Annotated in this window: 12 protein-coding genes; all 12 read right to left on the bottom strand. The window is 46.8% G+C overall.

Annotated features, from left to right (window positions below):
* Window positions 1–202: 202 nt before the first annotated feature.
* The gene (locus tag AKG39_RS05970; RefSeq protein WP_050739465.1) at window positions 203–4453 is read right to left on the bottom strand and encodes a PolC-type DNA polymerase III; all 4251 of its coding nucleotides are present in this window, start codon (window positions 4451–4453) and stop codon (window positions 203–205) included.
* Window positions 4454–4463: 10 nt separating this feature from the next.
* Window positions 4464–5531 (bottom strand): flavodoxin-dependent (E)-4-hydroxy-3-methylbut-2-enyl-diphosphate synthase, encoded by a 1068-nt coding sequence (gene ispG, locus AKG39_RS05965; protein ID WP_050739464.1) that lies wholly within the window; start codon window positions 5529–5531, stop codon window positions 4464–4466.
* Window positions 5532–5539: 8 nt separating this feature from the next.
* Entirely contained in the window at window positions 5540–6334 is a 795-nt protein-coding gene (locus AKG39_RS05960; RefSeq protein WP_050739463.1) for a M50 family metallopeptidase, read from the bottom strand.
* 8 nt (window positions 6335–6342) lie between these two features.
* Window positions 6343–7146, bottom strand: a complete 804-nt coding sequence (locus AKG39_RS05955) for a phosphatidate cytidylyltransferase (RefSeq protein WP_083439445.1) — start codon at window positions 7144–7146, stop codon at window positions 6343–6345.
* Between the two features lie 20 nt (window positions 7147–7166).
* Complete coding sequence (locus tag AKG39_RS05950) at window positions 7167–7874, bottom strand: isoprenyl transferase (protein ID WP_083439444.1); 708 nt, start codon at window positions 7872–7874, stop codon at window positions 7167–7169.
* 383 nt (window positions 7875–8257) lie between these two features.
* Complete coding sequence (locus tag AKG39_RS05945) at window positions 8258–8908, bottom strand: helix-turn-helix transcriptional regulator (protein ID WP_050739461.1); 651 nt, start codon at window positions 8906–8908, stop codon at window positions 8258–8260.
* Between the two features lie 35 nt (window positions 8909–8943).
* The gene (locus tag AKG39_RS05940; protein ID WP_050739460.1) at window positions 8944–9327 is read right to left on the bottom strand and encodes a RidA family protein; all 384 of its coding nucleotides are present in this window, start codon (window positions 9325–9327) and stop codon (window positions 8944–8946) included.
* A gap of 340 nt (window positions 9328–9667) precedes the next feature.
* Window positions 9668–10498 (bottom strand): Cof-type HAD-IIB family hydrolase, encoded by an 831-nt coding sequence (locus AKG39_RS05935; RefSeq protein WP_050739459.1) that lies wholly within the window; start codon window positions 10496–10498, stop codon window positions 9668–9670.
* A 233-nt stretch (window positions 10499–10731) separates the two neighbouring features.
* Complete coding sequence (locus tag AKG39_RS05930; protein WP_050739458.1) at window positions 10732–11409, bottom strand: ABC transporter ATP-binding protein; 678 nt, start codon at window positions 11407–11409, stop codon at window positions 10732–10734.
* A complete protein-coding gene (locus AKG39_RS05925) occupies window positions 11394–12194 on the bottom strand; it encodes an ABC transporter permease (RefSeq protein ID WP_050739457.1) in 801 nt (266 codons plus the stop codon). Before AKG39_RS05925 ends, AKG39_RS05930 begins: the two co-directional genes overlap by 16 nt.
* Window positions 12166–13101 carry an ABC transporter substrate-binding protein gene (locus AKG39_RS05920; RefSeq protein ID WP_242852565.1) on the bottom strand — a complete coding sequence of 312 codons (936 nt, stop codon included), beginning with the start codon at window positions 13099–13101 and terminating at the stop codon, window positions 12166–12168. The genes AKG39_RS05925 and AKG39_RS05920 overlap by 29 nt, the downstream gene beginning before the upstream one ends.
* On the bottom strand, window positions 13052–13243 hold a 192-nt coding region (locus AKG39_RS20450; RefSeq protein WP_242852562.1), incomplete at its 5' end, for a hypothetical protein. The genes AKG39_RS05920 and AKG39_RS20450, both read right to left, overlap by 50 nt.

Genomic DNA, 13243 nt, shown 5'->3' with positions numbered 1-13243 from the left:
CATATAAATTAACTCAATCTAAAAAAAATATTTTAAAAATTAATTTATATTTGTTTGAAACATGCGCTGGATATTGCCTTGACATTGCGGGCGGGTAATACCCGCCCCTCCGGGATAAAAAAACGTTTGGGTGATATGTGCTTTATGCATATCACTCAAACGTTTTTTATTGAGGCTATTTTCGATCGACCATTCCGGTGAATTAGAAAAAGGTGATTTGGTTGGAGGCGGGGAGCTGGTTGAGGCAGCCTTGTTTTTCCAGGGTTTCGATGACGGATTTGCTGATTTTGGTGCGGACCTGCAAATCTTCCCGGGACATGTAGGGGCGCAGCTGGGCTTCTTCGAAAATCCGCTGGGCGGCTTTGTCGCCGATGCCTTCGAGGGCGTTCATCGGCGGCAGCAGGGAATCCCCGACAATCCGAAAATTGGTGTGGTGGGATTCATAGACATCCACATTTTTGAAGGTGTAGCCCCGGCACATCATTTCGTGGGCAATCTCGAGCACGGTCAACAGGGATTTTTCCTTGTTGGAGGCTTTATTGTTGCCGATGTCCCGGATATGGTTCATCATCGCCACGACGTGATCTTTGCCCTGGCTGATCAGCTGGGCGTCAAACTCGCTGGCCCGGACGGTGAAGTAGGTGGCGTAGTAGGCCAATGGGTAATAAACCTTATACCAGGCAATTCGAAAGGCCATCGTTACGTAGGCGGCGGCGTGGGCCTTGGGGAACATGTACTTGATTTTTTTACAGGAATCGATGTACCAGCCCGGGACCTTGTTCGCTTTCATGGCTTCTTCCCATTCGGGCTTAAGTCCCTTGCCCTTACGGACGGCTTCCATGATGGTAAAGGCAGTTTTGGCTTCCAGGCCGGCATAAATGAGGTAGAGCATAATATCATCACGGGTACAGATGGCCTCCTTGATGGTGGCTTTTTTATCCCGGATCAGATCCTGGGCATTATTGAGCCACACATCGGTGCCATGGGACAGACCAGAAATTCGAATCAGGTCGGAAAAGGCGGTGGGTTTGGTATCCAGAAGCATTTCCCGGACAAAGCTGGTGCCGAATTCGGGAATCCCGCACACCCCCAGCGGCGATTCAAAATCGTTGCACTGCAGATCCAGGGCCTTAGTGGAGGTAAACAGGCTCATCGTTTTTTCATCATCCAGGGGGATGCCGACGGAGTCAATACCGGTGAAGTCTTTGAGCATCTTGAGCATGGTGGGATCATCATGGCCCAGAATATCCAGTTTCAGCATTCGTCCACTGATGGATTCGTAAGCGAAATGGGTGGTGATGGTGTCGCTTTCGGTATCATCCGCGGGATGCTGAACCGGACAGAAATCATAAATATCCTTATAGGTCGGCACCACCATGATGCCGCCGGGATGCTGGCCGGTGGTTTTCTTGACGCCGGTGCAGCAGCTGATGACCCGGTCCAGTTCAGCTTTGGGGACCTTGATATCATTTTCATCGTAATAATTCTTGACAAAACCGTAGGCGGTTTTGTCGGCGATGGTGGAAATGGTGCCGGCCCGGAACACCTTGCCCTTGCCGAACAGAACCTCGGTGTAGCGATGGGCCTCAGCCTGATTATCGCCGGAAAAGTTCAGGTCAATATCCGGTTCTTTATCGCCTTCAAAGCCCAGAAAGGTTTCGAAGGGAATGTCAAAACCGTCTTTGGCCAGGGGCGTGCCGCAATGGGGGCATAGGGCATCCTTTAAATCCGGCCCGACCCCGACTTCGTTACTGTCGAAAAATTCCGAGTACTTACACTGGGGGCAGCGGTAATGGGGTGCCAGCGGATTGACCTCGGTGATGCCGCAGAGGGTGGCCACAAAGGAGGAGCCGACGGACCCCCGGGAGCCGACCAGATAGCCGTCTTCCATGGAATGGTGCACGAGTTTCTGGGCGATCAGGTACAGCACCGAATAGCCGTTGCCGATGATCGAATCCAATTCTTTTTTGATCCGTTTAGTGACGATCTCCGGGAGGTTTTCACCAAACAGTTCGTTGGCCTTTTCCTGGACCATTTCCCTGATTTCGTCATCGGAGCCTTCAATAATCGGCGGGAAGGTGCCGTCGGGAATGGGCAGCACGGGATCCATCATATCGGCAATTTTTCTGGGGTTTTCAATCACCACTGCCCTGGCGGTGGCGTCATCCAGATAATAAAATTCATCGAGCATTTCCTGGGTGGTGCGGTAATACAGCGGGGGCTGCTTTTTCGCATCCTTGTAACCCTGGCCGGAAAATAGAATTTCGCGATAAAGGGCATCCTCTTTATTGACAAAGTGGACATCCCCGGTGGCCACCACCAGCTTGTTCAGGCTTTTGCCCAGTTCAATGATGCGCTTGTTGATATCGATGAGAGCCTCCTGGTCAGGCAGGCTGTTCTTGTCAATCAGGTATTGGTTGTTTCCCAGCGGCTGGATTTCCAGATAATCGTAGAATCGTGCGATCTGCAGCAGTTCCGCATGGGACTTGTTGTTAACCATAGCGGTGAACAATTCCCCCGCTTCACAGGCGGAGCCAATCAGGAGGTTTTTGCGGCTTTCGGCCAGTAAAGACTTAGGAATACGGGGTTTTTTATAGAAATAATTTAAATGGGACTCGGACACCAGGCGGTACAGATCTTTGATGCCCGCCTGATTTTTGGCATAGATAATGATGTGATTGGTGTTATTGATGCGGATGCTGCGCTCTCTGGTGGACAGCGTGTTTAAGGTCTGAATCGAAGTACAGCCTTTTTTCTCGGCCAGATCCAGCAGCTTCACAAAAACCTTGGCCGAAGCCATGGCATCGTCAAGGGCGCGATGGTGGTTGCCCATGTCGATTTTAAAAAAGCTGCAGAGTTTTTTCAGATTATGCTTGTTGATCTGGGTCAGTAAACATCTGGCCATGGCCAGGGTATCCACGGCGGTGTGATCCTGCTGGATATCATGGTCGGCCAGGGCTTTTTTAAGAAAGCTCATATCAAAGGGCGCATTGTGGGCCACTAAAATCGCATCTCCGGCAAACGCCAGAAATTCCTGCAGAGCATCCGCCTCTTCGACGCCTTCTTCGACCATCTGGTTGGTGATGCCGGTAAGATTGGTAATAAAGGGTGGAATATCGCAATGGGGATTCACCAGTTTGGTGAAACTGTCAATGACCTGTTTGTTTTTGATTTTAACCGCGGCAATTTCAATGATCTTGTGATTACCGGGGATCAGGCCGGTGGTTTCTAAATCGAAAAAGATATAGTCCCCGCAAAAGCCTTCATCCTGTGTTCCGAACACCATATTGAGCTGATCTTCGACCAGGTAGCCTTCGACGCCGTAGAGAATTTTAATGTTGCGGCGTTTTCCCTGTTCCATCATTTCCGGATAGGCCTGGAGTACCCCATGGTCGGTGATGCCGATGGTATCGTGGCCAAAATCCGAGGCCTGTTTCATGATCTTTTCAACCTTGCTGACCGCATCCATGGCGCTGAACTGACTGTGGATATGGAGTTCCACCCGTTTTTCCGGGGCGTCATCGGTGCGGATGGTTTCCCGTGACAGGTTAATGTTTCGGGGGCTTAATTGGATTTCCCGGGAATATTCATCGTAGTTGATTTTGCCTTCGATAAGGTACCAGCCACCGTCTTTGATGGCGGCTACCACTTCTTCTTTGTCCGTGAATATTTTACAGGCAATACTGCCGCTGTTGTCGGTGATATTAAAGGTCAGCAGGGTTTTATTGTTTTTCAGGGCCCGGGTGTTCACCCCAAAGGCGGTTCCCTTAAAGGCAAAGGTGCCGCCTTCGGATTGGCCGTTGTCGCTGAAATCAACTTCACTCAGCGGGATCAGGGGTTTGGTGATTTTCTTGCCCATCACCACATCCCCGGGCTTTTCGGCTTTGGGCAGGCTCTTTTTGGGATCGCTCTTGGCTTCCACCGGCTTGATGGCGGCCAGCCGTTTTTGCAGATCCTGTTCGCCTTTTTCAGTGACAGCTTCGTCATCGGAAAAACGAACCACCAGATTGGATTTCAACCCATAGTGTTCAAAGATCAACCGGGTAAAACGATTTTTAAAAATCTCAATGGCCTCGCCGTCCAGAGTTCCGGTGGAACGGCCGCGGACATAAAAGGTATCGCCTTCGGCCATTAGGGTGTTGATCAGCAGAATGCTGGTTACCCGCGGGTTAATGGCACTTAAAAGCTCGGTGACGCCGGGACCGTCAACCTCAAGCAGGGCTTCGCCGCTTTCATAAATTTGCGGTGCCACCTCGATTTTCAATGCTTCCATGTAGTCGAAAATCTGGCCCAGTTCGGCTTCTATGATTTCTGCATTGGTTTCTTTTTTAGGGCATGAAAACTTAAAAATCAATTCCCCCTGGGCGGAATTGATTTTTATGCTGTCCGTTACTAAACGATATTCATCGATAATTTTTTGATAACGCTCTTGACGTCGGGATATAATACTCAAAAGTCTCGCCTCACATTTTTTCTATTTCTGCCAATAATACGGTAATGATTTCATCCTCTTGCAAACTGCGGATAATTTCACCTTTTTTAAATAATACGGCCTTATTTTTTCCACCGGCAATGCCAATGTCTGCGGCTCTGCCTTCGCCGGGGCCATTGACAATGCAGCCCATTACCGCAACGGTAATATTTTTTTCAACGTGGCGCAGCTTTCGGTTGATCTCTTCGGCAATACCGATGAGATCAATTTCGGTGCGGCCGCAGGTGGGACAGGAAATGATTTCCACCATCTTTTTTTTACCCCGGTACAGGCCGATGGTTTTTAGAATATCCAGGGCGACGTCAATTTCTTCCAGCGGATCTCCGGTAATCGACACCCTGAGGGTATCGCCTAAGCCACTGAGCAACAGGTAACCGATGCCCATGGCTGATTTCACCGCTGAGGTCCTTAAAATACCGGCTTCGGTGATGCCCAGATGCAGGGGATAATCATATTCCCGGGCAAACAGTTCATAGGATTCAATGGTCAGGCGCACATCCGAGGCCTTCATGGAGACCACGATATTGTCAAAACCGGCATCCTCCAAGAGGTGGATGTGTTTTTTAGCGGAGTCAACCATTCCCTGGGGGGTGGCCTGGCCGTTATCCCGGGCTAATATTTCTTTTTCCATTGAGCCGGCATTAACGCCAATGCGAATGGGAATACCCCGTTCCCGGGCCATCGCCACAATTTCCCGGACGCCGATGGCGGAACCGATATTGCCGGGATTAATCCGCAGCTTATCGACCCCATTTTCCATGGCGGTGAGGGCCAGCCGGTAATCGAAATGAATATCCGCCACCAAGGGGATGGCGATATTTTTTTTAATCCCGGCAATGGCCTGGGCTGCGGTTTCGTCGGGCACCGCCACCCGAATGATCTCGCAACCGGCGCTTTCAAGGGCTTTAATCTGGGCCACAGTGGCTGCCACATCTCTGGTATCGGTGTTGGTCATGGACTGTATGGCAATGGGATTATCGCCGCCAATGGCGATATTTCCAATATGAACAACCTTTGAATTTTTTCGCTTTGGTAACATAGAACCTCCTAGGCTGCTAAGCGCATGATATCGTTAATGGCAATGATGAGCGCCAGGGCGATTAATGCGATAAACCCGAAATAGTTTATTTTCATTTCCACTTCAGGACTGAATTTTCGGCGGGTGATGATTTCGATCAGGATGATAAATACCCGTCCGCCATCCAGAGCCGGCAGAGGGAACATATTAATAATCCCGAGGTTGACGCTGAGCATGGCGGTAAAGGCCAATAACACGATAAACCCTTCATTGATAAAGGAGCCGACCATGGATACCATCCCAATCGGACCGGCCAGGTTATCAAATCCGATCTGACCGGTAAACAGCATCACAAAGGATTGAAAAATCAGTCCGGCAAACCGCCAGGTATTCAGAAAGGCATTGCCAATGGCTTCAAAAAAATTCATCTGGCCCAGGGACAATGAAATAATCAATAGGCAAACCCAGGCAAAAATAATATTCATAGCCGATCCGGCCACCAAAATCAGCAGCTTCTGCCCTTTTGTTTTGGATTCAAAGCTGCCCTCTTCAGGAACTGCCAGAGGATCCGACGGAATCAGGTTGCCGTCTTCGTCCTGCTTGGGTTCTTCTCCCCGCATTTTACAAAAACCGCCGATGGGAATGGCTCTGATGGTAAAAAGGGTTTCTTTCCCCTGATGTTTAAAAAGCTTCGGGCCCATGCCGATGGCAAATTCTTCCACAAAGACGCCGGTTTTTCGGGCGGCCATAAAATGTCCCCATTCATGAACCACAACCAGAACGCTTAAAATTAACAGTGTAATGAGTATTGTATATATGTTCAAAACTTCTCCTATGCGATGCCGGCAGTAAAGCTGGCAAAGATATAAATGAGAGGGATGATAAACAGGATGCTGTCAAAGCGATCCAGAATCCCTCCGTGGCCGGGTAAAACACGTCCAAAATCCTTTATTCTAACCCGTCTTTTGATCATCGATGCAGTTAGATCCCCGCATTGACCGGCGATACTGGCAACAATACCTAAAATCAGATACATGTACCAGGGTAGCACAAAACCGAAAAACCTGCCCAGGATTGCTCCGTAAATAATGATGCACAGGGATGATGCGATGATGCCGCCAACCGCGCCGGCAATGGTTTTTTTAGGGCTGATCTTAGGGGCAAAATGGGTTTGTCCCATGGATCTCCCCACATAATAAGCGGCGGTATCAGTGGAAAAGGCAATTACAAAAATCATCCACAGATAATAAACGCCATTCTGAAGATTCTCAAAAAGAAAGAGATAGCCAAACATCACCGGGACATAGATCAGTCCGAAAAGCATGGCACTCCCTCTTTGTATACCCACATTTCCGGATAATATTTCAATACAAAATATTGCAATAAAAACAACCAACAACACCGGCATTAGAAAATAATAGTCCAGTTTTATGCTGACGGTTATGATCGCTGCTAAAAACAGCATAAAAAGCAGGTTTATCTTGGGATTGAGGGATCGGTTGATGGCGGTGGTGTATTCAACTGTTCCTCCAAATATCAGAAAACTCACTCCGATCACCAGAAAGAATCCGCCCTGGTATAATATAAAAACAAGCAATGGAACCCCGAAAATTGCTGTCCATACGCGTTTGCTCATGGTATTCTCCTTTGCCTTTCTTAAGCTGTGCCAAATCGCCGATGCCTTTGCTGATACGCTTCGATGAGGTGGTAATAAGCTTCCTGATCAAAATCCGGCCAATAAGTATCGATAACAAAGAATTCGGTATAAGCGGTTTGCCATAGCATAAAATTGCTCAGCCGACTTTCTCCGCTCGTTCGAATAAGCAAATCCGGATCGGGTAACCCCTTTGTATATAGCTCAGCGTTTAATCGTTCTTCAGTAACTTCCTCGGGTAAAACACCTTTTTCCATTAAGGCCTTTACGGCATATACAATGTCATTCCGTCCACCATAGTTCAAGGCAACGTTAAAAATCAGGCCGGTATTGTCTTTGGTTGTTTCCATGGCTTTTCTGGCCGCATCCTGAACCTTGGGGTACAAACCGGCGATATCCCCAATAACCTGGATTTTAACATTGTTTTTATGCAATTCTCCAACTTCTTTTTTAAAGTATTCCACGGCAATGTTCATCAACCCATCGACTTCTTCCTGGCTTCGCTTCCAGTTTTCGGTGGAAAAAGCATACACGGTGAGTATTTTAATTCCCGCATCCGAAGACGCTTTTACAATCTTTCTCAGGGTTTTCATTCCGGCGTTGTGCCCAAACAACCTGGGCCGATTTTTTTCTTTTGCCCAACGCCCATTGCCATCCATAATAATGGCAATATGCTCGGGCAAGTTCTCTTTTGATAACTGGCAGGTCATATTGTACCTCATCTTCTCTATATAATGTCCATAATTCTCAATTGAAAATTTAACAGATCCCATAAATTTCATTCTTTATGTATTATATGCTATTTTCACAGATTTGTAAATTCCATCACACCGCAAAATGGTTACCCAAGCATCACTTAAGACTCTTTTTTTCCAAAAAAGGGAAAGACCCCAGGCATTGCCCGGAGTCTTTTTGGAAATTATTGTGAAAATGAGAATTGTTAATGTTAATATAACACCATTTTCACAAAAAGTAAACGATTAAATGCGAATATGTTAATTTAATTTTATTAAGTGTAACGTTAATCGTCTTAGGCTCAAGCTATCCTTCTACAATGGTAATTCTAAAATCGGCCTGCTCTTTTACGCCTCTGTTATTTTTCTTTTTTTGCAAGGGTAATGTAACGGTACACGGTTGGCAGGGATACGCCCATGGTATCGGCAAGATACCAAATGGTACCCTTTACTGAAAAGGTGCCTAAAGCTTGGAGTTTACCCACTAATTCGACCTTTTCATCCTTATTCAGATTGAAAATATTCTGTCCGGATTCGCTTAAAATATGGCTGACATGATCATCCACCAGCGCTTTTGCATCCAGATTTACCGTTTCCGGCAGCACTGCTTTGCTCTGATCCTGAATTTCGGGGATTCTAATCATTTTATTCAAAATATCTCTGGCAACAATAAGTTCGTGACAATCGGAATTGATACAGAGCATTCCCAGCAGGAATTCATGGTCATCTTTGATAAACCAGGTAGCGGAGTGCATAGCGACCCCTTTTTTTGATGTTTTCTTTTTGTTTTCCATATATGGGGCTTTTTTATGGATCTCACTGCGAAGTATTTTTAAGGAGACTTCGGTGATGGGTGCCCCAACTTTCCGGCCGCTGATGTGTCCGTTACGGATGGCAATCACCGAATGATGCCAATCTGTCAAATCATGAAGAACAACCTCGGTATTTTCACCCATAAAATCGGCTAAAAAGTCTACCAGGGTTATGTATGCCTCTAACTTCTTATTCATCGCTTTCCTCATTTCTATTTATCGGAAACGGCCCATTATTTAACTGCAATGGCTTCGATTTCAAATAGTGCTGCTTTGGGCAGGGCTGCCACCTGGACACAGGAACGGGCGGGATATTCGCTGAGTTCTTTAAAGTAATCCGCATAAATCCCGTTAACTATTGCAAAATCACCTATATCCGCCAAAAAAATGGTTGTTTTAACAATGTTCGCCCTGGTCATGCCGGCACTTTCTAACACTGCGGACATATTTTCAAGACCTTTTTTCGTCTGCGCCGCAATGCCCGCTGCCAGCTCACCAGTTTCGGGATCCAATCCCAATTGTCCGGAAGTATACAGGGTTTCACCGGCCAGATAGGCATGGGAATAGGGTCCCACTGCTGCCGGAGCCCGGTCTGAGATAATTGCTTTTTTATTCATTTGTTTCTCCTTTTTTATTTATTGCAGGGGTTGGTGTCCTTGCTGTCAGTGTCGTTTTTGTAGTTTGGAATTCCTTATTCTTATACTAGCATGGGAAATTCTGTTTTACAAGGGATTAAAAATTCATACATCTGTGAAATTCCGAGGACGATTATTTTATCAAATTGTGTGCCTCATGGCGAACAGGCAGCGCCTGTCCGATCCTGGCGCACACAATGATAAATAATCGTCATTGGAATTCAGGCAACCGTTATCAACGAGAATAGAACCACCAACCCGTTGTGGGGTTAATGGTTCTATCCGTTTCGCTCTTATGCTGAGTTATTCTTTTATACTGTTTTTATGCTAATACGTATTTCTCGATGGCGTGGGCCACGCCGTCTTCTTTATAGGAAAGGGTGACTTTGTTGGTGATTGCTTTGACATCATCCGAGGCATTGCCCATGGCTACCCCAAAACCGGCAAATTGCAGCATTCGCAGATCGTTGTCGCTGTCGCCGATGGCCATGACGTTTTTGGCTTCGAGGTTCAGGATTCGGCAAATCTGCTTTAATCCTTCGCCTTTGTTGGCGGAGCGGTGGTTCACTTCGATGTTATTGGCAATGGCACTGGTTAAGGTGACACCTTTAATCTGGGAAAAGGTCTGCCAGAGATTCCGATGGTTTTGATCGCTCAATAAGGGAATATTGATTTTTTCAATTTCCGCCGCATGGGCCAGGGTGAATTCCAAAATATTATCCACTGGAATGGAGACACTTTTAATCATATCGATTAATCCCTGGGGGAAGGTTTTTGTTGGGATAAGACTTTTAAAATACCGGTGTTCGGCATAAGAGTGACCTTTATAATAAATCTCACAAAATATCTGCCGACGGGTGATTTTGTGCATAATTTTATTAATGCTCCCGGATCCGATGTAATTATTGCTGATGACTTCCCCTGTTTTTAAATTCATGACGGCTGCTCCGTTGGAGGTTACTGCGTAGTTAACCCCGGGGATGCCAATCACGGATTCGGGCAGCTGGGCGAAAATCCTGCCGGTTGAGGGAACGATGTGAATTCCTTTGGCGATAGCATCTTTCAACGCTTTTTCAGTTCTTTTGGAGATGGATTTATGGTCCGCCCCAAGGGTGGTGCCATCCATGTCCAATGCGATTAATTTAATTTCCATGTTTCCTCCGTTCTTACTTTATAGTACCAGTTTAACACATGAAAATTATTTTTGCACTAGGTAAGCCTTTACAGGATTTAACTTAAGGTAGGCTTGGTCTCTGTGGACAATCGTTTATCAAATTGTGTGCCTCATGGCGAACAGGCGACAGCCTGTCCGATCTTGGCGCACACAATGATAAATGATTGTCGTCAGAGGCCAAGCCGCAAACGTAGAGTCTTGCTGCTTTTCGTTTAATCCGGGTCGATCGGGCAGACCATCCTGGGACGATCAATCAGGTTTTCTTCGCGGTCGAGGATTTTTACGGGTTTGTCGGAAAAGGTCAGGATGACCTGGGAAAGCCGCTCGATTTCATCCCGGTTATGGCTCACAAACACCACGGTGCGTTGATCGTTTTTCCAGATTTCCAAAAAATCATCCATCAGCTTGTTTTTCAGGGCGCAATCCAGGCTGCTGAAGGGCTCATCCATCAGTAGCAGTTCCGAGGGGTACAGGAAGGCCCGGGCAATGGACACCCGTTGCCGCATGCCGCCGCTAAGCTCCTGGGGGTAAAATTCTCCGACGGTTTCCAGGCCCACCAGCTGCAGCATGCCATTGATGCGGTCTTCATCGAGTCCCGGTTTTTTAATGGCTTTTTGTTTCATCACAAAGCGGAGGTTTTCTCGTACCGTTCGCCAGGGCAACAGCCGTGGCTCCTGAAAAATATAGGAAATGGATTGAAAGTTCACGCCTTCAATGGTTCCTTTATCAGGGTTTGTCAAGCCGCAGCACAGGTTCAGGAGAGTTGATTTTCCCGAACCGGAGGGGCCTAATATGCCGGTAATTTTATTTTTTTCAAGAACAAGATTGAAATTTTCATAAATCACCTGGTCCCCATAGGACTTACTTAGATTTTTTATGGTAATTGACATTGGTCGGTCCCCCCTCTTTTCGTTCGCTTAATAAAATGCAGGGTTGCCTTTTCGATGATGAAACTGCATACCACAATGATCAGGGTCCATGAAAAAAGCAAATCGGTTTCCAGATAAATTTTTGAATAGTACAGATTCATTCCCATGGATGGCAATGCATTGGCTAGAACTTCAGCGGTAACCGTGACCTTCCAGCCCAGACCAATGGCGTTCATAATAGCTGATACCGCAAAAGGTTTGACCGAGGGAATATAAATATCACGGATTTTTTGGGTCATTGTCACATTGTATACTTTCGCCATTTCCAAAAGCCTGTTGTCGGTGGAACGTACTCCCTGAACCACATTGGTCCAGGTCACCGGAAAACAAATGAGAAAGGTGACTACCAGGGGAACCAATCCCGAGGCAATCCACAAATTAATAAGAATGATAACCGAAACCACCGGCAGTGACTTAATGGTAGTCACAAAGGGGTTCATAATCTCGTAGAAAAGCTCGTTAAGCCCTCCTGCCAAACCAAGGACCAGTCCTAACAGAACAGAAATAAAAACACCGCCGAAGACACGCAGCAGGGTGGCGGCAATACTCACAAAAAACTCAAAATCCCCTGCAAGGGTAAAAACGCCTTCCAGGGTTTTAAGTGGGGATGGCAGCACCAGTGGGCTGTTTACCCACCGGGCTGCCAAGGCCCAAAGGAGCACCCAGAAAAGGGTGATCCCTACTTTTGTGATTATTTTTTTAGGCCATTTATTTTGGTTATTTTCCAAAGCTGTAGAAATCTTCACCGGGAACTTTTCCTCCAATGGCTTTTGGTTCAAAGCCTGCTAAAATTGTATAGTATTCTTCCAGGTCTGCCTGGGCATCCTGGGCGGGAATAAATACTATGTTGGAATTTGGAATGGCTTTTTCAGCCAGTGCCGCATCTGCCATAATCCCGGCAGTCACAATGTTTTTAGCACCTTCCACAGGATTGTCATTCACATTTTTAACGGATTTTTCATAGGCGGTCATAAAGCTTTCAACCAATTTTGGGTTGGCATCGGCCCATTCTTTGTTGATTACCAAACAGCCCATCTGGAGTTTGGAGCCATTGTTTGCTTCTTCCCATGCTGCGGTCAAATCAACAGCGACCTTAAGGTTTGGTTTTTTAGAAGTAACGGTGGTTACAAAGGGTTCCGGAATCATGGCAATGGTTGCCCCGCCAGATACTAATAGGGTTGCGGCTTCGCTATGTTCCGCCACATAATTAATGGTAACATCCACACCGGGTGTTAGTCCATTTTTTTGCAGCAGATAGTTCAGCACGAATTCCGGTGTTGAACCCTGGCCGCTGGCAATCATGGTTTTTCCTTTTAAATCGGCGATGCTTTTAATGCCTTCGGCATCATCGGCAACAATATTCACAACACCCAGAGTATTAACAGCGCCTAAAATAACTTTGCCTTCGGTTTTGTTAAAAAGCACAGCAGCCAAATTGGTGGGAACTGCTGCGATTTGATATTCCCCGCTGATTACCCCGGCGGTGATTTGATCCGGAGCTCCAGCCACGGTGAATTCAGTGGTAATGTTTTTGCCAAGATCCACGCCGCCGACAATCATTTCCGCCATACCCATTCCGGTTGGGCCGGCCAGGGTTGCAACTTTAACGGTTTGTGGTTCTGCGGGAGCGGATTGACATCCGGTCAATCCCATTGTAAATACCAGTAACAGACCAAGAATCGCCATCCATTTTTTGTTTTTCATTTTCTTTTTCTCCTTTTTCTTTAAGCTTTTTAGATGTTTGCGAAACTATCGTGAGCTTCGCTGCCAGCTTACACGAAACAATTTCTCCACT

The sequence above is a fragment of the Acetobacterium bakii genome (assembly GCF_001263355.1).
GTDB classification, from domain to species: Bacteria; Bacillota; Clostridia; order Eubacteriales; family Eubacteriaceae; genus Acetobacterium; species Acetobacterium bakii.
Note: the sequence above shows the minus strand (reverse complement) of the source record. Positions and strands in the feature narration are given on the sequence as shown.